Source organism: Adhaeribacter aerolatus (genome assembly GCF_007991635.1).
Lineage (GTDB): Bacteria > Bacteroidota > Bacteroidia > Cytophagales > Hymenobacteraceae > Adhaeribacter > Adhaeribacter aerolatus.
Genome location: NZ_BJYS01000001.1, coordinates 234,369 through 257,267, shown reverse-complemented (window position 1 = coordinate 257,267; position 22,899 = coordinate 234,369). Strand labels below are relative to the sequence as shown.

Below are 22,899 nucleotides of genomic sequence, written 5' to 3'. Positions count from 1 at the left end.
TTAAACTGGGTTTAGCATAATCGGCCCAACAAATTATATTTTCCGGGCGGTGTTAATTACGTTTACGCCATTAAAGCGGGTTGTAGCACTGCCGTGCGATACCGCACTAATCTGGGCAGGCTGGCCTTTACCGTCGAAGAAAGAACCGAACATTCGATAATCGCTTTCGTCGCAAATGGCAGCGCAGGAATTCCAGAATTCCTGGGTGTTCGATTGGTAAGCCACATCTTCGAGCATACCCACAATTTTGCCTTTGCTAATCTCGTAAAACACGGTGCCGCCAAACTGGAAATTATAGCGCTGCTGATCGATGGAAAAAGAGCCACGGCCGGAAATGTAAATTCCTTTGTCTACATTTTTAATCATGTCGTCTACGGATAGTTTGGTTTTACCCGGCGCCAGCGAAATGTTGGCCATGCGCTGGAACTGCACTGAACTCCAGTGGTCGGCGTAGCAGCAACCATGCGATTCCGGCTCGCCAATAATATGCGCTTGATCGCGGATTGCCTGGTAGTTTACCAGTACCCCGTCTTTAATTAAATCCCAGCGTTTGGTTTTTACGCCTTCGTCGTCGTATGCCACGTAGCCCAAAGAACCCGGCTGGGTTTTATCGGCAAAAATGTTAACCTGTTTAGAGCCGTATTTAAAGTTTTTGGTTTTCCACTTATCCAGGGTAGCAAAGGAAGTACCTGCATAATTTGCCTCGTAACCCAAAACCCGATCCAGTTCCAGGGGGTGGCCCACCGATTCGTGGATGGTTAAGCCCAGGTGGTTTGGATCAAGCACCAAGTCGTATTTACCCGGTTGTACTGATTTGGCCGTGATTTTGGCTTTGGCTTGTTTGGCCGCCAGGACAGCATCTTCCAGAATATCGTAGTATTTGTTATAGCCTTGCAAACCAGTGCCGGCCGGACCGGCGATTTTTGGACCTGGTTTGCTCAGGTATTCGTAACCCATACCCATGGGGGCGCTCAGGGCTTCCCGGCTCCGGAATTTACCGGTCGACCGGTCTACTGCCGATACCGAGAAGGTAGGCCAAATCCGGTGTATGTCCTGATCAATGTAAGAACCCTCGGTAGAAGCAAAATACTTTTGTTCGTTTATCTGAAAAAGAGCAGTGTTAATAAAACTGGCACCGTTCTCTAAAGCCTTGGCATTGGCAGCTAACAATAAGTCTGCCTTTTCGGCTACCGGCACCTCAAATGCATTCTGCACAATGGGCGTTCGCCAGGAAACTTCGCCTATCCCTTTTACGGGAGCCAGTTGTACCGGCTCTTGCTGGTAACGGGCATTGGCTTTAGCAATAGCGATAGCCTGGGAGGCTGCCTGGGCAAGTCCGGCTTCGGTTACGTTGTTGGTGGCAGCAAAGCCCCAGGTCCCGTTGGCAATTACCCGGATGCCCACTCCGTAAGATTCGGCGTTTACAATATTTTGTACTTGTTTCTCGCGGGTAAAAATATATTGCTGCAAGTACCGGCCAATGCGAACATCGGCGTAAGTAGCGCCCTGGGATTTGGCAGCATTCAGGGCAGCATCGGCGAGCCGTTTTTTAAGGGCCACATCTATCGGTTCCAGTGCCACTTCCGGTGAAATCGGGTTGCCGAAAACCGGAATATGCGACAGTGCCAGGCCCCCAACGCCCATCGAAGCTAATTGAATAAAATTTCTCCTTTTCAAGCTAGTTATTTTAAAATAGGCACATTATATAATTTAAGAATTTTATTGTTCTAAAGGTATAAAAAAGGATACATAAGCAGGAATAAATCAGAAGTATTTAGAAGTTGGCTAGTAGAAATAATGTCTGATAGCTAAAAGGTTTTCTTAGCTTTGTTTCTATTAAACGCTTACCCTAAAAACAGTAATTCTTACGAATTCTTACCAGGTTAAAATTTAGTAAAACTTATTTTGTAAAACAATGGTGTTTGGCAACGTTGCCGGAAATATATTCTATTAGAGTAGAGAAATTATTCAGGTTAAAAGATATTTTTGCCAGGGTTTAATAGGTAAGTAATTTAAAAATCAGCAATTCTTAAAAAACAACCAACCACGAATAATTCTAAGATATGAGCATGGAACAAACATGGCGCTGGTTTGGCCCCAACGATCCGGTTTCCTTATCGGATATCCGGCAGGCCGGCGCTACGGGCATTGTAACTGCCCTGCACCAGGTGCCCAACGGTGAAGTCTGGACCGTAGAGGCTATTCAGGAACGCAAGCGCCTGATTGAGTTAGACGAAACCGTGAGCCCGGCCAAACCCCGTGGCTTGCGCTGGTCGGTGGTAGAAAGCGTACCGATACACGAATATATTAAAACCGGCCATCCGGAGCGGGAACGCTGCATCGAAAATTACAAACAAACTATCCGGAATCTGGCGGCCTGCGGCATCGATACCATTTGCTATAATTTTATGCCTGTGCTCGACTGGACCCGCACCGATTTGAACTACGTGGTAGAAGATGGCTCGGAGGCGTTGCGTTTTGATGCGGTGGCTTTTGCGGCATTCGAATTATTTATCTTAAAGCGTCCCGGCGCCGAAGCAACTTATACACCTGAACAGGTAGATGCCGCGCACCAATATTTTGAAACCCTTTCGGAAGAGGAAAAGAAAAAACTGCAGCAAAATATTATTGCGGGTTTACCTGGTTCCGAAGAAAGCTTTACCCTGGAAGAGTTTCAGTTAGTACTGGATACTTATAAAGAAGTAGGGGATGCCGAACTGCGTCAGAACTTAGCTTATTTTTTACAGCAAATTATTCCGGTAGCCGAAGAAACAGGTGTGCGCATGGCCATTCACCCCGACGATCCGCCACGGCCCATATTAGGTTTGCCCCGCGTAGTAAGTACCGAAGCTGACTTGGTAGCTTTATTAAATGTGGTAGATTCGCCGGCCAACGGCTTTACCATGTGTACCGGTTCTTACGGCGTGCGGCCCGATAATGACTTGCCTGGTATGATTGAGCGGCACGGCCACCGGATTAATTTTGTGCACCTGCGCAGTACCAAACGCGATCCGGAACAACCCGAAACCTTTTACGAAGCCGATCACCTGACCGGCGATGTAGACATGTACGCGGTGGTACGCGCCCTGATAGAAGAAGAAAACCGTCGTCGGGCCGAGAACCGTTCCGATTACCAAATGCCTTTCCGGCCTGACCATGGGCACCGCATGCTCGATGATTTACACAAAAAAACAAACCCGGGCTACTCGGCCATTGGCCGGTTAAGAGGTTTAGCCGAATTGCGTGGCCTGGAGTTAGGTATTATCCGGTCTTTGTATTAAATACTGTTGCCGAAGCTCGGTAGAAGATGCCGGATTAGCATTAGTGTAGAAATTGTTTTTTAGCCTGGCGGTAAATTACCATTGGTAAAAGCTGCCAGGCTAAATATTTTGTGCCCCCGACTTAGAATATTACATATTAAGCCTTAATTTAGAAGTTTATATAAAATTCTGAATGCCGGACATTAAGCGTTTGTTTAAGTATTTTTCTTTTGCCTTTATTCCTTTTCTGTTTTTTCTGGGTGTAACTATCTTTAGTTATTTCTATCTGAAACAACGCCGGGAAGCAGAGTTAAAAAGTTGGTTTAACTTTAAGGTTGCGCAGGCCGAGGAACAGATTAAGCGCCGGGCCAGCCATTATGTTCAGGTACTGAAAGGCGCAAAAGCTTTATTTACTGCTTCCAACGAAATTAACCGTACCGAGTGGAAATATTATATACAAGCGCTGGAAGTTTATGAGAGTTATCCGGGCATTCAGGGTATTGGTTTTGCCGAAGTAATCCGGCCGGAGAACTTGCAAGCCCATATCCAGCGAGTACGGGCCGAAGGGTTTCCGGATTATACGATACATCCCGCCGGTCCCCGTGCAATTTATACCCCCATTGTATTTATTGAGCCATTCTCCGGCCGTAACCTCCGCGCCTTTGGCTTTGATATGTTCAGCGAACCCATCCGCCGTGAAGCCATGGAACAGGCCCGCGACACCGGGCAACCGGTTTTATCCCGAAAGGTTATTTTGGTGCAGGAAGATAGCACCGCCGTGCAGCCGGGTTTTTTATTGTATCTGCCGGTTTATCAGAACGAAATATTGCCGGCATCAGTAGCCGACCGGCGGCGGTTGCTTAAAGGATATGTGTATAGTCCTTTCCGGGCCGGCGATTTAATGAATAATGTTTTGTCTGATGATTTCGAAAGGTTTACTATCCAGATTTATGATGGACTTATTAAGGAAGATAAGCATCTTTTATATGCCCGCAGCCCCCGGAATAGACAGGCAAAAACATCCGGGAATGCAGCTTTAACCAAAGAAGTAAAAATTAACCTGGCAAATAATACCTGGACGGTGGTACTTAAGGCGCAGCCGGCCTCTGCTGAAGTTAACAGTAAGATTCCCGAAATAATTCTGGTCGGCGGAACTGTCATTAGTTTATTAATATTTTTTGCTTTTTGGTCGGTGGGTATCCGGCGGCGGTCGAACAAGGTGCGGCAAACCATTACCGATAATGCTACGGTAGCCTTATTTATGATGAACGACAAAGGCTATTGCACCTTTATGAACCCGGCCGCCGAAGCCATGACGGGTTTTACCATGGACGAAGTACAGGAAAAGCCTCTGCATTATCTCATTCATCATCATCACCCCGATGGTACGCCGTACCCGATGGAAGAATGCCCCATCGACCGGGCATTACCCACCAACAACCTCGTGCGGGCCCACCAGGATGTATTTATCCGCAAAGACGGTACTTATTTCCCGGTTACGTGTGCCGCCAGCCCTATTTTTCAGGATGGCATTCCCATCGCTACCGTTATTGAGGTAAAAGATCTGACTGAGGAGAAAAAGACGCAAGCTGCCCTGGAATATCAGCACAAAATCACCAATACAATTGCCGAGAACGCAACGGTGGCGCTTTTTATGATGAACGCCGATGGCTACTGCACTTTTATGAACCCGATGGCCGAAGTAATGACGGGGTTCTCTTTCGCGGAAATGCAGGAGCAGCCGCTGCATAATCTGGTGCACCACCACCGGCCCAATGGCTCTCCTTACCCGATGGCAGAATGCCCGCTGGGAATTGCCTTAAAAGAGAATAAGGTTTTGCGGGGCCACGAAGATGTATTCATCCGGAAAGACGGTACCTTTTTTAATGTAAGCTGTTCGGCAACGCCGGTGTTTGAACAAGGAACTTTGGCCTACATGGTGTTGGAGATTCGCGATGTAACTGAAGAGCGGCAGGCCCAGTCGGCTATCCTGGAAAGTGAGGCCCGCTTCCGGAATATGGCCGATAATGCGCCGGTAATGATTTGGCTGAACAATGAGGAAGGCCTGGTAACTTATTTAAACTGGCGCTGGTTTGAATTCACCGGAAACCCCAACGAAATATCTTTAAATGAAGGTTGGGTAGATCCGGTTCATCCGGATGATGTGGAAAAGGTGCGTTTGGTGTATGAACAAGCCCTGCAAAACCATACCAGCTTTGAGGCAGATTACCGCTTAAGACGGAAAGATGGTGTTTACCGTTGGATGGTTACCAACGCCGCCCCGCGCTTCGACGCCGCCGGCAAGTTTATGGGGTACATCGGTTCTGTAATTGATATTACCGAAAGAAAAGAAGCAGAGCAGAAGATAAAAGAGAATGCAGAATTACTGCAAAAAATATTCCTGGAAGTGCCGGCCCTGGTAGCCCTTATCCAGGCCACCGATCAGACCTATATTTTTGCCAATCCATTTTACCGCAAAATGTTGGGTAACCAGGTACTGCCCGGCAAAAGTGTCCGCGAAGCGCATCCGGATTTAGAAGGACCGGGTTTGTTTGAGCAGATAGGCCAGGTAATCTCCAGTGGAAAATCATTTGTGGGCAAAGAAGTAGCTATCAGTAAAGAAGTAAGCGGTAAACGGCAAACGGGCTACTTTAACCTGGTTTACCAGCCTTTGTTTAACCAGGAACGGGAGGTAGATGCGGTACTGGTTTTTGCCATAGAAGTAACCGAATTGGTTTTCAGCCGGAAAGAGTTAATGCAAACCAACGAAGAACTAAGTCGCACCAATACAGAATTGCGCCGGACCAACACCGACCTGGATAATTTTGTATACACCGCTTCGCATGATTTACGAGCGCCTATTGCTAATTTAGAGGGACTCACCAACGACATGATGTACAATATGTACGCGCGTCTGACCCCCGATGAACAATTTGTTTTGAAATTGCTACGGGAGTCAATTAATAAATTAAAACGCACCATTGTTGATTTAACCAATATTACCCGGGTACAGAAGGAAGTAAATCAAGACCAGGTAAATCTTTCTTTTGCCGAGACACTGGCCGATGTAAAACAGGATATCCAAGCGATGATAGCGGAATCCGGAGCCTGCATTAAAACCGACTTCGCCGTACCGGAAATTGTTTACGCCCGCAAAAACCTGCGCAGCATTTTGTATAACCTGGTTTCGAATGCCATTAAATACCGCGATTTAAAAAGGAAACCCGAAATAATTATTTCTACGGCTCAGGAAGAAGAATATATTACCCTAACCGTTTCTGATAATGGCCTGGGTATCCGGGCCGATCAGCAGCATAAGCTTTTCTCCATGTTCCGGCGCGTTCACACGCACGTAGAAGGCAGCGGTATTGGCTTGTATATTGTAAAACGGATTGTAGAAAATTACGGCGGTTACGTAACGGTAGATAGCACAGAAGGAAAAGGCTCAACTTTTAAGGTATATTTTAAAAAGCAACCCATTACCTGAAATATTAAGTTTTATCCCCAAATTTAAAATAAAAAACCAGCCGTTTGGCTGGTTTTTTATGCTATAAGAGGCCATTACTAATTTTAAGTGCCGGGATACCAGTTCCGCAGCCGTACCTCAATTTTGCTGTCGCCGGCGTTCACCTGGCTTTTAAAAACGTTTACATCCTGACCGCGATAGTGATACGGGTAAACCACTTTGGGTTTAAATGCCAACACAGCCTGGGCCGCTTGGTTCACATCCATGGTGTAGGGCAGGTTCATGCACACAAACGCCACATCAATATTTTTCAGTGCCTGCATTTCGGCAATATCTTCGGTATCGCCGGAAAAGTAAATATTTTTATCGCCTACGTTTATGACATAACCGTTGCCGCGCCCTTTGGGGTGCCGGGAGTCGGCCGTTTCGGGCAGATTATACATGGGAATAGCAGTGATGGTAGCGCCAAACTTGGTGGTTTTGGCACCGTTGGCCAACACAACTACCTTGGGCTTCAGAGCCGCCGGCAGCATATCGGCCACAGCCTGCGGCACTACCAGCGTCGCTTTAGAGGTGTTAATGGCTTCCAGCGTTTTCAGGTCCATGTGGTCGCCGTGAATATCGGTAATCAAAATTAAATCGGGCGCATCCAAGCCGGTAAACAGGTTGGCGCCTCCGGCCGGGTCTACGTAAATGGTTTTGTTATCCCATTTTAATACGGTAGCCGCATGTTGCACCGGCTGAATAGTTAAGGGCCCTTTCTTGGTATCCAATTGGTCGGGCGTAGCTTTCTGGGCTTTTGCCTGCACCAAAACCAGCGACAGGGCGAGTAAAGCAATAATGTTTTTGAGTTTCATCTTTATTTCGGTTTAAAAAAGTAACATATAAAATATTCAGATGTTTTGAAGTTTTCCCGAATTCATGAAAAGGTAAATTGATAAGGATCGACTAAACCCGAAGTTAATTTTTCTGGTATTTCCAGTTGCGTACTTTCCCTTCGGCCAGCCACTCTAAGGCGGTATTTATTCTTTTTTGCCGGGTTTCTTCGCTCTTAGCTTCGGTAATCCAGCTTACATATTCTTTTTTGTTCGAATAGCTGAATTTTTCGAAAGTATCTTGTGCTTTATCGTTTTGGTTTAAAGCCTCCAGGAAATACGCCGGCACGATAAGTTCAGGTGTAACGGCTGGTTTTGCCTTAGGAATGCTCTTAATTTTTTCTTTATTCAGTTTTACTGCTTCCTGAATATAGGCCGTCAGCGTTTCATCGGATGGTAGGTCGGCTAATGATTTTATTTGACCAAATTGTCCCATGGCGGTATTACCCACAGCCTTAAACAAATGATGCGGATCAGAAAGCAAAGAAGCTTTCCAAAAGCTAAAGGTGCAATGATTTTTGAAGGCAGCCATACTGCATACAATGCCGTTGTACTGGAAGTTTGGAAACCCCCATTTAATGGTTTCGGTAACCTCGGGGCAGGCCGCATGCACAACCTGCCGCAAATGGGTTAGAATTGGTTGGGCAAACGGGGCAGCATGCTGAAGATATGCGGTTACGCGCGGGTCGGTGTTTTGCATGTTGGTGATGAATATTAATCAGAGGAAAATATAAGTAAATTTTCGTAAAATCACCCTACTCTAAATTTAAGTAGTATCAAACTTGGCCCCTAAATCTTATTTCCGGCTATAAACTAAAATACATTATAAACCGGAACGGATTTCTTCCGAAAGCTATCAGAAATTTGCCTCAAAATACCGGCAGGCTGGCCGCGCTAAAAAAAATAAGCCCGACTATTGCGCATAGCCGGGCTTATTTTATGTATTGCTTTATTTATCTTTATCTTAATCTTACCTGTAGCAGGTGGTTATTTTTGCTGAGTTAAGAGGCCCCGAATAAATGCCTCACAAAGGTGTTAATGCCTTTTTTGCCAGATTGAGATTCTAATGCTTCGTCCTCAACCCCGCTTGCAAATTGTTCTCCTTCTGCTGCCGGGTTAACTTTGGACTCGTATGCCGCCTGGGCGCTCCGTATTTGCGGTTTCTGTAGGGGCAAACCCGGAATAGCGCTAGCCTGTACCAGGTAGGTAGGAATGATAGTTGTATCAGAGGTATTTTCGGGGGCAGAAACCGGAACCTGGGCCAGTAAATTGTCTTTGTCTACTTCCATTAAATAACTAACCGATAGTACTTCTACGGTTACCCGGGCTTCGCCTTCCTGGTGAATTTTGATTTTGCGGGCGGCCGCTTCCGATAAATCTATAATCCGTTGTTTGTTGCCAAATGGCCCCCGGTCGTTTACCCGGACAATTACAAATTTTTTGGTAATAGGATTTGTAACTTTTACTCTGGTGCCGAAAGGGAGCGTGGGATGTGCAGCAGTCATCCGGTTTTTGTTATAAACTTCGCCGCTGGAGGTTTTTTTGCCGTGATATTGGCTACCATACCACGTGGCTAGTCCCTTCTGAATTTTGCTTCTTTTTTGAGCAAAGCCTGGTTCGCTCAGGCCGATAAATAAGATAAAAATAAAGCTGAATACATAGTGTAATTTCGTAATACGCATGTGTTCATCTATTGGTGTGGGGCAAAATTACGAAGAGATTTCTTAAAAACTAATTTAGAAGCCCTAGGACGAGCGATGTGGTTTGGCGCGTAGGTAACACGACACAAAAAAGATAAGCGTTTAAAAGGGTTGTAATTGCATAAAAAATCTTTGATTCTAGGCTGTATAAGCAATTTTTACCTTTGTAGCTACAAATTAAAATATCTATAAAACTTAATATTTTTACGTCTCAAAATATTTTTTAAAATTTAATAAATTAAGTATTTATTACCGCTTAAATACGTATTTATACTAAAGTGTTTGGCACGGCTTTATTTTGTCCTGATTTAATACTATATTAACCTACAAAAAGAGCATTTTGAGACTGTTATAATGGATTTCGGGCGAGTAGATTCTATTCAGGCAATCAGGTTTGTGTTACCTCCGGATGCTGTCGGTACAGCCGAGGTTTTAAAAGCATCGAATCGGCTTGCTTATCTAAAACCGGAAGTTTATGTGGGCTGCCCCACCTGGAACAACAAGCCTTGGTTAGGCAGTTACTACCCGGCGGGCGCCAAAGCCGCGGACCAGTTAGAATTATATAGTAAACAATTCAATACCATCGAGTTAAACACAACGCATTATCGGATACCAGATGCTGCAACCATTAACCGTTGGCGCGAAACTGTAACCCCAAACTTTACTTTCTGTCCTAAACTGCCCCAGGTTATCAGCCATGAGTTGCAGCTGAAAAATACCGAGACCATTACCAAAAATTTCTGCGATAGTTTGCAAGGTTTAGAAGAGCACTTGGGCTGTAGCTTTTTACAGTTGCCTCCTACTTTCGGCCCAAACCAATTAGACAGCCTGATGCGTTATTTGGATAGTTTTCCGCGTGGTTTTCCGTTGGCATTGGAGTTGCGGGAAGAAGATTGGTTTCGGCAAAATGTAAAGTCGGAAGCATTATGGGTCCTATTGGAAGCTTATAACTTGGCAACGGTAATTACCGATGTGGCCGGTCGTCGCGATGTATTGCACATGCGCTTAACCAATGCCACGGCTTTTATCCGGTTTGTCGGAAATGGTTTGCATCCTACGGATTATACCCGCATCGACGATTGGGTAGCCAGGCTGAATACCTGGTTTGATTGGGGACTGCAAAAGCTTTATTTCTTTATTCATCAGCCGGATATTAATCATGCGCCGGTTTTAATCAGTTACTTCCTCGACCGATTAAAACAAACGTATGGCATTGCCCTGGACAAGCCCCAAATTATTCTGCAGCCGGTGCAGGGGCGTTTATTTTAAAAACCTGTTCCGGAATATTTTGCGATTGGTAATAACAGTCCTTGATAGGTTCTAAAACAAAAAGGGATGCTGACACATCCCTTTTTGTTTAATATTAATTAATGTTGCTCTTAAATTTTGAAAGCATCATCTTTTACGTTTTTGTTTATTTCTACCTTTTGCACTTCGGTTAAAACACCCTGCTGACCGGCATGCAGTATCATGCGGTGCGGTATTTTTACGCCGTTTACTTCGCGATAATCGCCGTAATCGGTGGTTTGAGTAGCGTTACCAATATTAGTCTCCTCAATCTCCATTTCGCGTAACTTTAAGCCGCTTTCCGAATCGATGTAATAAATGGTGCGTTTGCCGTTGGGCATGGTTAATTCCAGGCGGTAAGCTGCCCGGCCGTTTATTCTTTCCATGCCCAGCAGGTTTTTCTTAATGCCAAATTTATCCAGGTTCAGGATGCTGGTGAGGGCTAATTTAAGTTTTTGTTCCCGTACTTCATCGGCTGTCAGGTTGCGGTTCTGGTCGGCGCTCAGGGCTTTGCCTTTGGTGCCGTTGATTACCGTGCGTTGTACCTCGTTGCTCCCGTATTTCAGAGACTGGTAAATTTTATCGGTACCTTTCTGAATTTGCGTCATGGTGAGGCTCGCTTGCGGCGACCTGATGGTACTGGTAATGGTTACATCGTTTATTTTTTCCAGGTTAGTCCGACCTCCTAAAGCCGTAATATATTGGTCCAATACTTTCTGAGCGGTCATGCCAGCCGGTACTTCCAAAGAGGCCCGGTCTACTTTGTTTCCGTTTACATCGTAATATTCTAAGGCGCCATCGGCATCAAACCGGGCCAGGCGCCGCTCGATGTAATCGGCGTTACCTACGGCCAGAATATAGGCATTGGTAGGAGTAATATATTTTTCGGCTACCTGCTTCACAGCAGCCGGGGTTACTGCTGCCACGTTTTTAAGGTAGTTGGCATAATAATCTTTGGGCAGTTTGTAGCGGGCTGTATTAATAGAGAACAACGCCACGGTTTGCGGCGACTCCAGCGAGCGGGCAAACGAACCTGACACCAGGCTCTGGGCGCGCTGCAGTTCGGTAGCTTCGGGCTCCCCGGCCCGCATCCGGTACAGTTCCAGTATCATCTGGGCTACGGCGCTGTCGGTAACGGCGGTACGCACACTTGTTAAAGCATTAAACTGACTGGTGTGTTCGTTGGGGCTCAACTGCGAATAAACGCCGTAGGTATAGGCTCGTTTCTCGCGCAGGTTATTCATCAGACGGGAGTAAGGTCCGCCCAAAATTGAGTTCATCACGGTAGCCGGAATGGCATCGGCACTGCCGGGTTTTAAATCGGCAATATTCGAAAAAGAAACTACCGATTGTACCGCGCCGGGACGATCGACAATGGCCACGCGGGTGCCGTTAACCGGAGCGGCGGCCGGTACGTTCTGTTGCGGCACATTGCCTTTTTTCCAGGGGCCAAAATATTTCTTTACCAGTTTTTTAACCTCTTTGGTATTTACATCGCCTACTATCGCCAGGTAACCCACATTGGGCCGGAAATAATTATTGTAATAGTTCTGAACATCCGTCAGGGTAATATTCTCGATGGTTTTTTCGGTGAGCACTTCGCCGTACGGGTGGTTTTTGCCGAACAGCAGGGTATTGCGCACCATGCTTTCTACCTGGTTGGGATTAGCTTTGGCCGAAGCCAGCGCTGAAAGCGATTGGGTTTTAAGTTTATCGAGCTCTTCCTGCTTAAACTGCGGGTTCAGCAATACATCAGAGGTTAACTGAAATAATTTAGGCAAATGTTTCTTCAGCGCAGTCGCATTCAGGCCGCCGCCAAAGGTGGCCAGCTCCGCCCCGATAAAATCTATTTCTTCGTCGAGTTGTTCTTTGGTGCGGGTTTTGGTGCCGGTGCGCAGCAAAGTACCGGTCAAATCTACGTAGCCATTTTTATCGCCTTGTATAATCGGGTCGTTGTCCAGGATAAGCGAAATTGAAACCGTTGGTATTTTATGGTTTTCTACTACATAAATTTTCAGACCATTTTTTAAATCGAAAGATTCCGCCTCTCCGATATTAATAGTAGGAGCCGGGCCCGGGGGAGGAGGGGTTTGTTTTTGCGCAAAAGCCGCCGGCAAACTCAGGCCAAGGGCTAATAATGTAATATATATATGCTTCATGGTAATTCAGAGATAAATTAGCGTTGATTAGCCCGGGGCAGATAATGCAGTACCACGCGGTTTTCTTTCGTTAAATATTGGTTGGCTACCCGGGTAATATCTTCTTTTTTAACGTTCAGGTATTTCTGCAGCTCGGTGTTTACCAGGTTGGTATCGTTGTAAAACATATAAAAATTAGCCAGTTGTTCGGCCACGCCCAGGTTGGTGGTGTATTGTTGCACCAGGCCGGTTTCTACCTGGTTGCGCAGCTTCTGAAACTCGCGTTCCGTTAAAGGTTCTTTTTTTACGCGTTCAATTTCGGCATCAACAGCTTGTTCCAAGGCTTCGGGTTCTTTGCCCAGGTTGGCTACGGCAAACATCAGAAACAAACCCGGATCTTCGAGTTGCATCGGGATGGCCCCCACGTAGGCGGCTATTTGCTGCTGGTCTACCAGTGCTTTGGTCAGGCGGGCGCTTTCGCCGCCGGTCAGCAGGGCCGTCAGCATCGAAAGGGCGTAAGCATCCGGCGAGTTTTGCTTGGGTATGTGATAAGCCTGCACCACGGCCGGCAACTGCACTTCATCGAAAACAATTTCGCGCTTTTCGGCGGTTTGCTGGGGTTCTTGCACATTGGGGCGATTAATCTGGCGGGTGCCCCGGGTAATAGGCCCAAAATATTTCTGGATGAGCTGCCGGGTCTGGTTAATATCAATATCGCCCGAAATACTCAGTACCGCATTGTTGGGTACATAATAGGTTTTATAAAAATCAATAAATTCTTCCAGGGTGGCCTGATCAATATACTGGTCGGAGCCAATGGGTACCCAGCGGTAGGGGTGAGCGGTAAAGGCATTGGCAAAAGCTTTTTCCTGAATGGTACCGTAGGGCTGGTTGTCGATCCGCTGCTTTTTCTCTTCCTTTACTACCCCGCGCTGAATGTCGATGGCGGCTTTATCGATTTTGGCGCTGCGCATCCGTTCGGCTTCGAGCCACAAGCCCAGGGCTAATTGGTTAGAGGGTAGTACTTCGTAGTAAAAAGTGCGGTCTTGGGTGGTATTGGCATTATGCTCGCCGCCGGCTTGCTGCACCAGGTTCGCAAACTGGCCGGGGGCAATATTTTCGGTGCCGGAGAACATCAGGTGTTCAAAAAAGTGGGCAAAGCCGGTGCGGTCGGGCTGTTCGTTTTTAGAGCCCACGTGGTACATCACCGAAACCGCCACAATCGGGGTAGACTTGTCCTGGTGTAAAATTACGTGCAGGCCATTGTCCAAATCGTACTCGGTAAACGTTAGCTTATTGCTTTGCGCCTGGCCAAGCAACCCGCCGCAAAGTAAAAAAAGCGTAATAAAGAGTTTTTTCATAAGGGGTTCTGGGATAATAATATAATCTGACTAAAAGGCAAATATATAGGTTTAAAAGGATTTATTTCTTTCTGTTTAAAACGAAAAGCGATACTTATAATTATTCAGTTTTCGTTTTAAAACAGGATATCCCAAATTTAGCACGCCCGGAAAAAATACCCGGAAGCCTGTAAGTAATATTTGGTTTATTCATTAGTTGGACACTATGCAAAAAAGCTAAATGTATTTTATCACTATTCCATCCGAAAAGGAGCAGTACAAGAAAAAGCTAACTAAAGTAAGTACTGATGAAACTGGCTGGATTAACTTTTATTATAATAAAGATTCAGCAACTGAATGGGTAGAATATTATCCATACAAGGAAGACCGGGCTCCCGCTATCCTTAAAAGAACAGACCTGCCAAAGGAGGTAAAAGAATTGATGGAGATTTGCTTTGCTTCAAAGGATATTGAGGATTGGCGAGGTTTAGGTGCTGAATTGTCATCGGGGATTTATAGCATTAAGGAAGTGGCACAAGTCTTAAAAGAAAATGCGTTTAATTGGCCTAATGAGGCTCTAGAAGAGTTTAAAAGTTCATTCAGACCAATTGACAATAGAAATATTATTGGAATGAATGTCGAGCAGGTCGAAAAGAGCTATCAAGAGTTTATTGAAGCTCAAAATTATATTAACCAAATAATAAAATAAAAAGAAGCACAATGCCCGACCCAATGTATGCCAAACCCTAGCTTAGCTTCGGACTTGGCATACACGCGGCCCGCTAATGCACATTATCTATAACCACGGCTATTTGCAGAAGAAAGAGAATAATTTTTATATTAGCCGGGAATGGGTACTTATGGTGGCATTAGGAGTAGGTGTGGTTCTTTGGAAATAAAATTTAGTTATCCATTTATCTTAAACTTATTTAATCGGGTAAAAATTAGATTTAGCAGGTTTAACCGATTTAAATAGAATATATTATCGCAAGATGGCAAATGATGAAGTAAAGAAAAGCCGGCGGCAATTCTTATTAAAAAGTGGATTGGGGCTGGTGGGACTGGCCTTGGGAAATAATTTTCTGGTAAAAGGAAGTGTCGCCATTAATACTGAATCCCGCAAGTTAACGCTTGGCGATGGTTTCAGTTTAAAGGAGAAGCATCCGGACCTGGTAGTGTTGAGCGATAAGCCCTGGAATATAGAAACGCCACCGCACTTACTCGACGATGCCATAACACCCGCTAATAAGCTTTTTGTCCGGAACAACGGCCTAATACCCGAAAATATTGATGCGAAAACCTGGACGTTGACGATTGATGGCGAATCCGTGGAAAAGCAAACGGTGTTTACCCTCGACGATCTGAAAAAGAAGTTTAAACACCACACCTACCAGTTGGTGCACGAATGCGCCGGCAACGGCCGCGCCGAGTATAACCCGCCCGGCCACGGCAACCAATGGACCACCGGTGGCGTGGGCTGCTGCGAGTGGACTGGGGTGCGCCTGCGCGATGTGCTGGAAGCGGCCGGTATAAAAAAAGATGCTGTATATATTGGTTACTATGGTCGGGATAAGCACCTGAGCGGCAAAGACGAAGTGCCTATTTCCAGAGGGGTGCCCATGCGCAAGGCTTTGGAAGAAGAAGCCTTAGTTGCCTGGGCCATGAACGGGCAGGATATTCCGGTGGTACACGGTTATCCATTGCGCCTGATTTTTGGCGGCTGGCCGGCTTCTACCAGCGGCAAGTGGCTCACCCGCATTTCTATCCGGAATAAAATACACGACGGCGCCAAAATGAACGGCGCGGATTACCGGCTGCCCAAAAATACGATTGCGCCGGGCGCTAAAATTACGGCCACTAACGAGAACATGCGCATTATAGAAGCCATGCCGGTAAAATCGCTCATTACCTATCCTAAAACCGGGGCACAACTGCCGGAAGGTAAAATGCTGGAACTGCGGGGCCATGCCTGGGCCGGTGACCGGAAAATAAAGGAAATGCATATCTCGTACAATTTTGGGGCTACCTGGCAGAAGTGTAGTATAAAAGGCCCGCGTAACCGCAACTGCTGGCAGCAATGGACCACCCAGGTTAAACTCCCGCAGAAAGGTTATTTTGAAGTGTGGGCCCGCGCCACCGACAGCGAAGGCGTGATGCAGCCCATGCTGGTACCGGCCTGGAATCCCGGCGGCTACCTGAATAATGCCTGCCACCGGATTGCGGTGGAGGTAGTATAGTTGGTTAAAGGTTTTGGGTTGAAAAGTTCAAATTACTTTTCGGTTATCCGGATTATTTTGGGTGGAGCGAACACTAAACAGCCAGCAGCAGCTAGGTAACTTACCGTTTCGCTTTCATCCGGAATACCTATAGAAGCCTTCTCTGCATTAGAAAATACTTGTAAAATATATGCTATAGTATCGGAAAGTGAATTTAAATAATAAAATATCCAGGATGAGGGCGAGGTCAGTAGTGGGGCTCATTTTTTTATGCGCTCTGGTTTTATATGCGCATATGAGTTTATCGCGCCAGGCAGCCATTAAAATAAAGAAATTTGTACCCCCAACCACTTTGCTGGCTGATTCAATAGATAAGGAAACCGGCCTGAAAAAAGCGCCGGGTTATGCGCTGGTAAAAACCAATTGTGTCCGGTGCCATTCGCCGAAGCTCATTACCGATAAAAGGGCTACCCGCGACGGCTGGCTGGCTACCATCCGGTGGATGCAGCAGAACCAAGGTTTGTGGGAACTGGGAAAAGCCGAACCCGAAATTCTGGATTACCTGGCTAAAAATTATGCCCCCAAAGACGAAGGCCGCCGGCCACCGCTGAAGAATATAGAATGGTATAAATTGTAGCAGGAGCGGGTAATAATATACTGGGATTGTTTGTGCCGGAAGATAATGGATATTTTTAGCGCCACTTATATGCCAACCCGCAGTAATGGAAGGGCCTGGTATACGTTGTGTTTTCTATAGCTATTTTTTTATGTACCACCTGTATTTTGGGGTTGTTTCAAAATTTTCAATTTCTAACACCCCTTGTCTCATGGCGAGGTAAAGCGTCTTATTCTCGATATGGATTGAGGAGGGGTATAGTACTCCCCAGTAAAAAGGTGCTTTTAATATTTCTTCAATTTCTAGATTAGCTGTTAATCGTAGAATATACTGACTCGTTATTATTATCTGTTGATTGTTCGCTTTTGCAATTAAAGCTGGTGCTTCAATCAGTTTTGATAGTGTCTTATACTTCCAACTCCCATTCTCTTTAAAGATTTCAATGATTTGCCCATTTGAAGAACCCAAATGTGCAAGTCCTTCTATTGCGTAAATTCTTGAGTTCCATTCAAAAATATCTTTAATTCTTAAAAACTCGCCAATTTTATAAGAGGTAAGTCCATCATTCGAAACGAATAAAAGACCACCACCAAATTCTCCATGATTCAGCCCTATTAAGAAACCTTTTTCAACCTCCTTAACAAAACGGTTGCCTTCAATCTCTTCTAAGTTTTTGGCGATAAATTCCTTGGTAAATGGTAATTCATCTCCTTTATCACTTTTAAAGTTATTTTCTTCTATTATTACCTTGTTTCCCTTTTTAACGAAAATCCAGTTATTTGATGATAAGTTAGCATAACTTAACCTTTTACCGGTTGGTAAAGAATCTTGCTTCCAAGTCGAAAAATCCAATGTTTGGGATTTTGAATTATGAGCGAATGATATAATCAGGACTAAGACGAAAATAATTCTCATAGTTCTTACGGTTAATGGTTAAGCAGCTAATACACCCAGAAGAACATGAATAAAGAGTTGCCCTCTCTATTATATATAGTGTTGCTTACTTTTAACCAATGCTATAACAAAGAAAATAGCTTAATGCGGCTGCTTCCCCAATGTCAGCAGCTAATACGCGATAGACACTCCCGAGCCAGGGTTAAGCCGGACTAAACTAAGGTACTACAGATGCTGCTGAAATAATCGGCGCTAAAAAAGGCGAACATCTATATAAAGGACTCCATAACCCAGGCAAATTTATGAAGAGAAGGAGTAAAGTATTTGGTATACGTTTCCTGAATTAGATAAACAATAAATAATTTAAAGGCAAAATTATTCCTTTGCCAACAATCGTCGATCTGCGAGGGCTGTACCGCACTTGGGGCAGATGCCAGCAATATTGCTGTCGCTGCCTGTGCATTTCTGCGGGCAGAAAAAGATCATGGCGCTCGAACCGGTTTTCTCAAATTTAGCGGTAATATTCTGGTTGTTTACCATAAAATTAACAATAACCGCGCTGTGAGCTGTGCCATTGGTGTGTAAAACAAAATGGGTATTAAAAGTGGGCGTAAGCGTTTGGGTATGTACCGTCCGGTCGCCGTCGCGTAGTATGGCTAAACCCGTTACCCCTTTCAGACTAATGGGGTGTTCGCCGGCATCGAGTAAATAAATTAAGTACTGGTTGGATTTGGTTACTAATTCTATGTGGTAATCGCCGGCCGATTTTACAACACCGCCGTGGTTGGATTTGTGCGCATGCGCAGGCCCTGATGCATGGCTAGGCTTTGTGTCCTGGGCCAAGGCGGCTACCCCCAGTAGAAGGAAAGCAGATAAGAGCCATATTTTATTTAATCTAAAAGTAATCATGCGGGTAGCTGTTTTATCATATAAACCTTTTTACGTAAATTTTGAAATACTGAACGGGGTATCTTTGGTGTAAAATAGGAAGTATCTAAGTTGTTGCAAAATTTAAGCCAAAATATTTGCGAATATTTTTTGCTGTAATAAATTGAATGTGGGAATGTTAATCTTAAGTAAAAAGGGTAAAATGCTTTCTCTTTTTTAGAATAAAGGCGGGATTTTAAATTTTAAGAGAGCTCCTGTTACTTTCAGAACCGGTTCCCGGAAAAATAACAGCCTTCCTCGTTGCACCTTTTTTCAAACCCAAGTGAGTTTAAATAAATAATTTTGGCAGCAGTTTGGGATTGCGCCTGGCCGGTGCTATTGCCGGCTTCTATTAACCGGAATTTTTTCTAAATTAAAGAATCGAGCGAAGTGCGGGTAGCCGCTGCGCCGCTTTTATAATCGCTCACCGACAGCCCCGTTACTTTTTTGAACTGGTTAGACAGGTGCTGTACACTGCTGTATTTTAGCTGATACGCGATTTCGCTCAGAGTAAGCTGATTATAGCTGAGTAGCTCTTTTACTTTCTCAATTTTCAGGCGGATAAAATATTTTTCGATGGTGGTACCTTCCTGCCGCGAAAAAACCTTGCTTAACTGCTGATAAGGCAGGTTTAATTTTTCCGAAAGAAATACCGAGGTCGTAACGGGTTCGTAGTGCGTCTGGAAATGTTCGAGATAATGGATGAGCAGGTTTTTTATTTTCTCGGAAAGTTGCTTTTCCCGGTCGTAAATCAGTTCGAAGCCTTCCTGCTGCAAGGCCTGGTTCAAAGCATCAAAATCGAGGTTAACATCGGGTGCCGCCAGCTTCGCTTCGCCCAACGTAACTTCTGCAACCGGCAAACCGGCCTCGGTCAGTACCCGCGTAACGGTACTGATACAACGCGGGCAAACCATGTTTTTAATATGCAGTTGAGCGTTTTCCACAGCCGAGCAGTAGGATTAAATATTTTACAAAGATACTCATTTTAGCCACTTGTTGCCGAAGTAGTTGATAACGGGTATAATGCCCAGCACCATAATAGCTATAAATAAAAATATAACCAGGATGCACCAGAACAGCCGGGAGAAAAAATTGTCGGTCATGCCAAATAAATAAATAATCAGCGCAGTAGAAATAAAAAAACTCAGCAAAAAAATAATCAGCAATTGGCGTAAAAGGCCGCGGCGGTCAAAACTTTTTTTTGCCGGTTTCCGGGTAGTAGGTCTTTTGCCCACAGGTTTTTTGCTTTTAGCCATGTGTTTTTCTTTGCTGCGTATACCGTTGCTGGTTGCCGGCGCAAAAATAGATAATAAAATTCAGTAAGCGATTTTCTGCTGGTTGGGTTTGCTATAACGGGTTAGCATTAACTAAAGCATAAATCCTTGCGTAAACTACGGAATTAACTTTTATAAGATAACAGCATCTTTTCCGGACTAAATGCGGTACAGTTATTTTAGAGTAAATTAACTAACCTATAAACTATGAAAATTTTATTAAAGAAAATACAGATAATGGCTTTTGCGCTGGTGTTGGGCTGCGGTGTAGGCGCTTGCAGCACCGGTACTGATTCCGGCGAAACCAATGTGGAAGAAAGCGACGCGAAAGATAAAAACCCGAACGAACATAACGTTTCGGGCCATCAGCCCACCAGCACCGACTCCTCGAATATGGAAACGCTGGATGATGCCTACGAAAAAACCGATGCTGATAAAGGCGCCCGCGACAGCGATAATGACGGCATGGTAGATAAACCGAAACAATAAGCGTACAGTTCTCTAAAAAATATTCAAATCTTAAAGCCACCTGCCACGGTGGCTTTTTTAATGGTTAATGGGCACGTCTACGAGCAAAAAACGACTTTCTTCGTTTATGGTAATGGTAAAGATATCGGTTTCCCAGAGCCCCATCGCATCGCGCTGGTGCAGGGTTTCGTCGGAGATGTTTAGCTGGCCGCTAATGTTAAAAATAAATACGCAGCGGTTAAGCGGGTTTAAAGCATACGTTACTTTTTGGCCTGCCTCAAAATAACCTAAACTTAAGCGGGCGTTTTGGTTTATCCAGCAGTGGGCCTGACCTTCTTCGTTGCTTACAATGGTTACCAATTGATTTAGGCGCTTGGCTTCCGGAAACTGCCGGCGCTGGTAACGGGGCATGATATTCTGGAGTTTCGGTTCTATCCAGATTTGCAGAAAATTTACTTCTTCTGCGCCTACATTGTGCTCTTCGTGGCGCAGCCCACTGCCGGCACTCATTATCTGTACCCAGTCTTTTTCTACTACTTCGGTGTAGCCTAGGTTATCTTTGTGGTTCATCTGGCCCTGCAGCATAATAGAAATTATTTCCATGTTCAGGTGGGCGTGCAGGCCAAAACCATGGCCGGGTTTTACAAAATCGTCGTTAAAAACTTTAAGCAAGCCAAAGCCCTGCCGTACCGGGTTTTGGTAACCCGAAAAACTAAACGACAAGTTGCTTTGCAACCAGCCCAGGTCTTTCAGTCCGCGTTCGTGCGCCCGGATGAGAGTAGTTTTCATAAATAGTAACGTTTAAATGATTCCTCTAACGGCGGTTTGGTAGGCAGGGGTTTATATAAATATTAATATAAGACTGAATTTAATTTTTCCGGGGCATAGAAAAGCAACCTTGCCAACGGCAGATTACCATACTAAGTTTTATGCCGGAACGCTTTTGGTGATAAGATAATAACAGGAGGTTGAGACTATTCTTTATGCAGTAGGGTCGTGATATCGTTTTGGAGTTCCGGATCGCCGGGAGGCCTGGCCTTAATGGCGGCAACCTGACCGGTTTTGCTAATGAGCAGATAATTTAACAAAGGGAAGCCATCTTTTTTTCCGGTAATAAACGTAGCTAAAGGCGACTGATCGTTTATAAGATAATGCTGGTTGTTGGATTGCGTTAACCCGCGCGCCCGAATGGTTTGCTGCCACTGGACTTTATCTTTGGGCCGGTCGACCGACAGGTAAACAAAAACCACTTCGCTCTCTTTTAAACGGGCTTGCAGTTGTTGCGAAAGAACTAATTGGTCTAAACTGAGGTCGAACCAACTGGCCCAGAAATTCACGTACATTACCTTGCCCCGGTTACGGGCCAATAATTCCTGCCAGGTAATTTTCTCGCCTTTTAAAGTAGTAAGCGCATTATTTAACAGTTGGGGGTTATTGGTTAATATTTTTGGTCGGGTAGCCAAACTATCGAGGTAGCGGCGATAAGGTTTATAGGTGATATCTTTTTTGCCCAGTTCCAGGAAAGGCGCCACGTTTGGATTTTGCGGCAGGTGTTCTTTTAATAGCGAGAACAAGGCATATTGGCGGGTTTGCCCGGAGAACTTTTCGTGAGCGGTTCGGTATAAAGTTTCCATGGCGGCTGGGGTTTGCAGCGAGGCCCGGCTTAAAAAGCGGGTATAAAAAATAACGCTGCGGCGGTAACCCGGCGAAGAAAAAACCAGATGGTGCTGGTTGAAAAATCCGGAAGAATAGAAATGGGCGAGTGTATCGAGGTAAGTTGGGCGGAGTGGTTGCGGTTTATAAGGCTGGCGGTAAAAGGGCGCTAATAAACTTATTAAGTAATGAGCAGTTATTTCGTTCTGTATAAACCTATCGAACTCCGGACTTAACGCCAGTGAATCTTTTACCCGTTGCAGAAGCGCCCGCCGTTGATTAACCAAATAATTGAGCATTTTAACCCGGGGATGGAAGACTTCTTCATCCCGGTGTACTCCCATCAGATCGCCCGCGTTCATGCCCAGCGATTTCTGGTCCAGCAGCTGGTAAAAATTTATTTCTCCGGGCCGTTTACCCTGGTAAGCATAATTGGAAATATACCGAATAGGAGGGATAAGCCGCAAAGTATCGCCGGTAACCAGGTAAGCCGGAACTTGGGAGCCGTGCGAAACCTGAAGCAAGCCAGGATGCCGGCTCTTGATATTTAAAGGTAAATATTGGCCGCTAATACTGTCGCTATTAAAAGATAAATGCTCGTAATCGCCGAACTCATTTTGAAAAGATACAGATGCCGGATGGTGCGTTGAACGTTCGGTAACTATAGTAATGGTATTGGGTAGTCCCAACTTCTTATTTTGCTTACTGCAACCAGCCAGCAGCAATAACAATAGCAGAAAATATATTTTTAACATGGCATCTGATTTGGAAAGGAAGACTGGCTT

At 45.2% G+C, this 22,899-nt stretch carries 19 protein-coding genes; 7 read left to right on the top strand and 12 right to left on the bottom strand.

Going from position 1 to position 22,899, the window contains the following annotated elements; all coding sequences use genetic code 11:
• Positions 1 to 33 precede the first annotated feature (33 nt).
• The gene (locus tag AAE02nite_RS01120; RefSeq protein ID WP_146894590.1) at positions 34 to 1,677 is read right to left on the bottom strand and encodes a TldD/PmbA family protein; all 1,644 of its coding nucleotides are present in this window, start codon (positions 1,675 to 1,677) and stop codon (positions 34 to 36) included.
• 386 nt (positions 1,678 to 2,063) lie between these two features.
• Here AAE02nite_RS01120 and uxuA point away from each other — a divergent pair, with 386 nt between their 5' ends.
• Complete coding sequence (uxuA, locus tag AAE02nite_RS01115) at positions 2,064 to 3,281, top strand: mannonate dehydratase (protein WP_218033419.1); 1,218 nt, start codon at positions 2,064 to 2,066, stop codon at positions 3,279 to 3,281.
• 172 nt (positions 3,282 to 3,453) lie between these two features.
• On the top strand, positions 3,454 to 6,747 hold the full coding sequence (locus AAE02nite_RS01110) for a CHASE domain-containing protein (protein WP_146894589.1): 3,294 nt from the start codon (positions 3,454 to 3,456) through the stop codon (positions 6,745 to 6,747).
• Positions 6,748 to 6,830: 83 nt separating this feature from the next.
• Here AAE02nite_RS01110 and AAE02nite_RS01105 read toward each other — a convergent pair whose 3' ends face one another.
• The 3 genes from AAE02nite_RS01105 to AAE02nite_RS01095 form a co-directional block, all read right to left on the bottom strand.
• Positions 6,831 to 7,583 carry an MBL fold metallo-hydrolase gene (locus tag AAE02nite_RS01105; protein ID WP_146894588.1) on the bottom strand — a complete coding sequence of 251 codons (753 nt, stop codon included), beginning with the start codon at positions 7,581 to 7,583 and terminating at the stop codon, positions 6,831 to 6,833.
• Positions 7,584 to 7,686: 103 nt separating this feature from the next.
• Complete coding sequence (locus AAE02nite_RS01100) at positions 7,687 to 8,301, bottom strand: YdeI/OmpD-associated family protein (protein ID WP_146894587.1); 615 nt, start codon at positions 8,299 to 8,301, stop codon at positions 7,687 to 7,689.
• A gap of 301 nt (positions 8,302 to 8,602) precedes the next feature.
• Positions 8,603 to 9,283, bottom strand: coding sequence for a septal ring lytic transglycosylase RlpA family protein (locus tag AAE02nite_RS01095; RefSeq protein WP_146894586.1), 681 nt, complete (start codon positions 9,281 to 9,283; stop codon positions 8,603 to 8,605).
• A 372-nt stretch (positions 9,284 to 9,655) separates the two neighbouring features.
• Between AAE02nite_RS01095 and AAE02nite_RS01090 the strand changes: the two genes are divergently transcribed.
• On the top strand, positions 9,656 to 10,570 hold the full coding sequence (locus tag AAE02nite_RS01090; RefSeq protein ID WP_146894585.1) for a DUF72 domain-containing protein: 915 nt from the start codon (positions 9,656 to 9,658) through the stop codon (positions 10,568 to 10,570).
• Between the two features lie 110 nt (positions 10,571 to 10,680).
• Here the strand turns inward: AAE02nite_RS01090 and AAE02nite_RS01085 are convergent, their stop codons facing one another.
• Entirely contained in the window at positions 10,681 to 12,747 is a 2,067-nt protein-coding gene (locus AAE02nite_RS01085) for an insulinase family protein (RefSeq protein ID WP_146894584.1), read from the bottom strand.
• 17 nt (positions 12,748 to 12,764) lie between these two features.
• Positions 12,765 to 14,087 carry a M16 family metallopeptidase gene (locus tag AAE02nite_RS01080; RefSeq protein ID WP_146894583.1) on the bottom strand — a complete coding sequence of 441 codons (1,323 nt, stop codon included), beginning with the start codon at positions 14,085 to 14,087 and terminating at the stop codon, positions 12,765 to 12,767.
• Positions 14,088 to 14,307: 220 nt separating this feature from the next.
• Here AAE02nite_RS01080 and AAE02nite_RS01075 point away from each other — a divergent pair, with 220 nt between their 5' ends.
• The 3 genes from AAE02nite_RS01075 (at position 14,308) to AAE02nite_RS01065 (ending at position 16,919) form a co-directional block, all read left to right on the top strand.
• Positions 14,308 to 14,775: a hypothetical protein gene (locus tag AAE02nite_RS01075; protein ID WP_146894582.1), complete on the top strand. Its 468-nt coding sequence runs from the start codon at positions 14,308 to 14,310 to the stop codon at positions 14,773 to 14,775.
• 283 nt (positions 14,776 to 15,058) lie between these two features.
• Positions 15,059 to 16,303 carry a sulfite oxidase gene (locus tag AAE02nite_RS01070; protein WP_146894581.1) on the top strand — a complete coding sequence of 415 codons (1,245 nt, stop codon included), beginning with the start codon at positions 15,059 to 15,061 and terminating at the stop codon, positions 16,301 to 16,303.
• A 214-nt stretch (positions 16,304 to 16,517) separates the two neighbouring features.
• The gene (locus AAE02nite_RS01065) at positions 16,518 to 16,919 is read left to right on the top strand and encodes a hypothetical protein (protein ID WP_146894580.1); all 402 of its coding nucleotides are present in this window, start codon (positions 16,518 to 16,520) and stop codon (positions 16,917 to 16,919) included.
• Between the two features lie 120 nt (positions 16,920 to 17,039).
• Here AAE02nite_RS01065 and AAE02nite_RS01060 read toward each other — a convergent pair whose 3' ends face one another.
• From AAE02nite_RS01060 to AAE02nite_RS01045, 4 genes are all read right to left on the bottom strand, one after another.
• Complete coding sequence (locus AAE02nite_RS01060; RefSeq protein ID WP_146894579.1) at positions 17,040 to 17,813, bottom strand: hypothetical protein; 774 nt, start codon at positions 17,811 to 17,813, stop codon at positions 17,040 to 17,042.
• A gap of 354 nt (positions 17,814 to 18,167) precedes the next feature.
• Complete coding sequence (locus tag AAE02nite_RS01055) at positions 18,168 to 18,701, bottom strand: hypothetical protein (RefSeq protein WP_146894578.1); 534 nt, start codon at positions 18,699 to 18,701, stop codon at positions 18,168 to 18,170.
• A gap of 386 nt (positions 18,702 to 19,087) precedes the next feature.
• Positions 19,088 to 19,663: an AraC family transcriptional regulator gene (locus AAE02nite_RS01050; RefSeq protein ID WP_246150708.1), complete on the bottom strand. Its 576-nt coding sequence runs from the start codon at positions 19,661 to 19,663 to the stop codon at positions 19,088 to 19,090.
• Positions 19,664 to 19,699: 36 nt separating this feature from the next.
• Positions 19,700 to 19,975 (bottom strand): DUF2798 domain-containing protein, encoded by a 276-nt coding sequence (locus AAE02nite_RS01045; RefSeq protein ID WP_146894577.1) that lies wholly within the window; start codon positions 19,973 to 19,975, stop codon positions 19,700 to 19,702.
• Positions 19,976 to 20,200: 225 nt separating this feature from the next.
• On the opposite strand from AAE02nite_RS01045, the gene AAE02nite_RS01040 reads away from it, so the two are divergent.
• On the top strand, positions 20,201 to 20,482 hold the full coding sequence (locus AAE02nite_RS01040) for a hypothetical protein (RefSeq protein ID WP_146894576.1): 282 nt from the start codon (positions 20,201 to 20,203) through the stop codon (positions 20,480 to 20,482).
• A gap of 57 nt (positions 20,483 to 20,539) precedes the next feature.
• On the opposite strand, the gene AAE02nite_RS01035 is transcribed toward AAE02nite_RS01040, so the two are convergent.
• Both AAE02nite_RS01035 and AAE02nite_RS01030 read right to left on the bottom strand, forming a co-directional pair.
• Positions 20,540 to 21,250 carry a pirin family protein gene (locus tag AAE02nite_RS01035; RefSeq protein ID WP_146894575.1) on the bottom strand — a complete coding sequence of 237 codons (711 nt, stop codon included), beginning with the start codon at positions 21,248 to 21,250 and terminating at the stop codon, positions 20,540 to 20,542.
• Positions 21,251 to 21,435: 185 nt separating this feature from the next.
• Complete coding sequence (locus AAE02nite_RS01030; protein ID WP_146894574.1) at positions 21,436 to 22,869, bottom strand: TlpA family protein disulfide reductase; 1,434 nt, start codon at positions 22,867 to 22,869, stop codon at positions 21,436 to 21,438.
• Between the last annotated feature and the right edge of the window lie 30 nt (positions 22,870 to 22,899).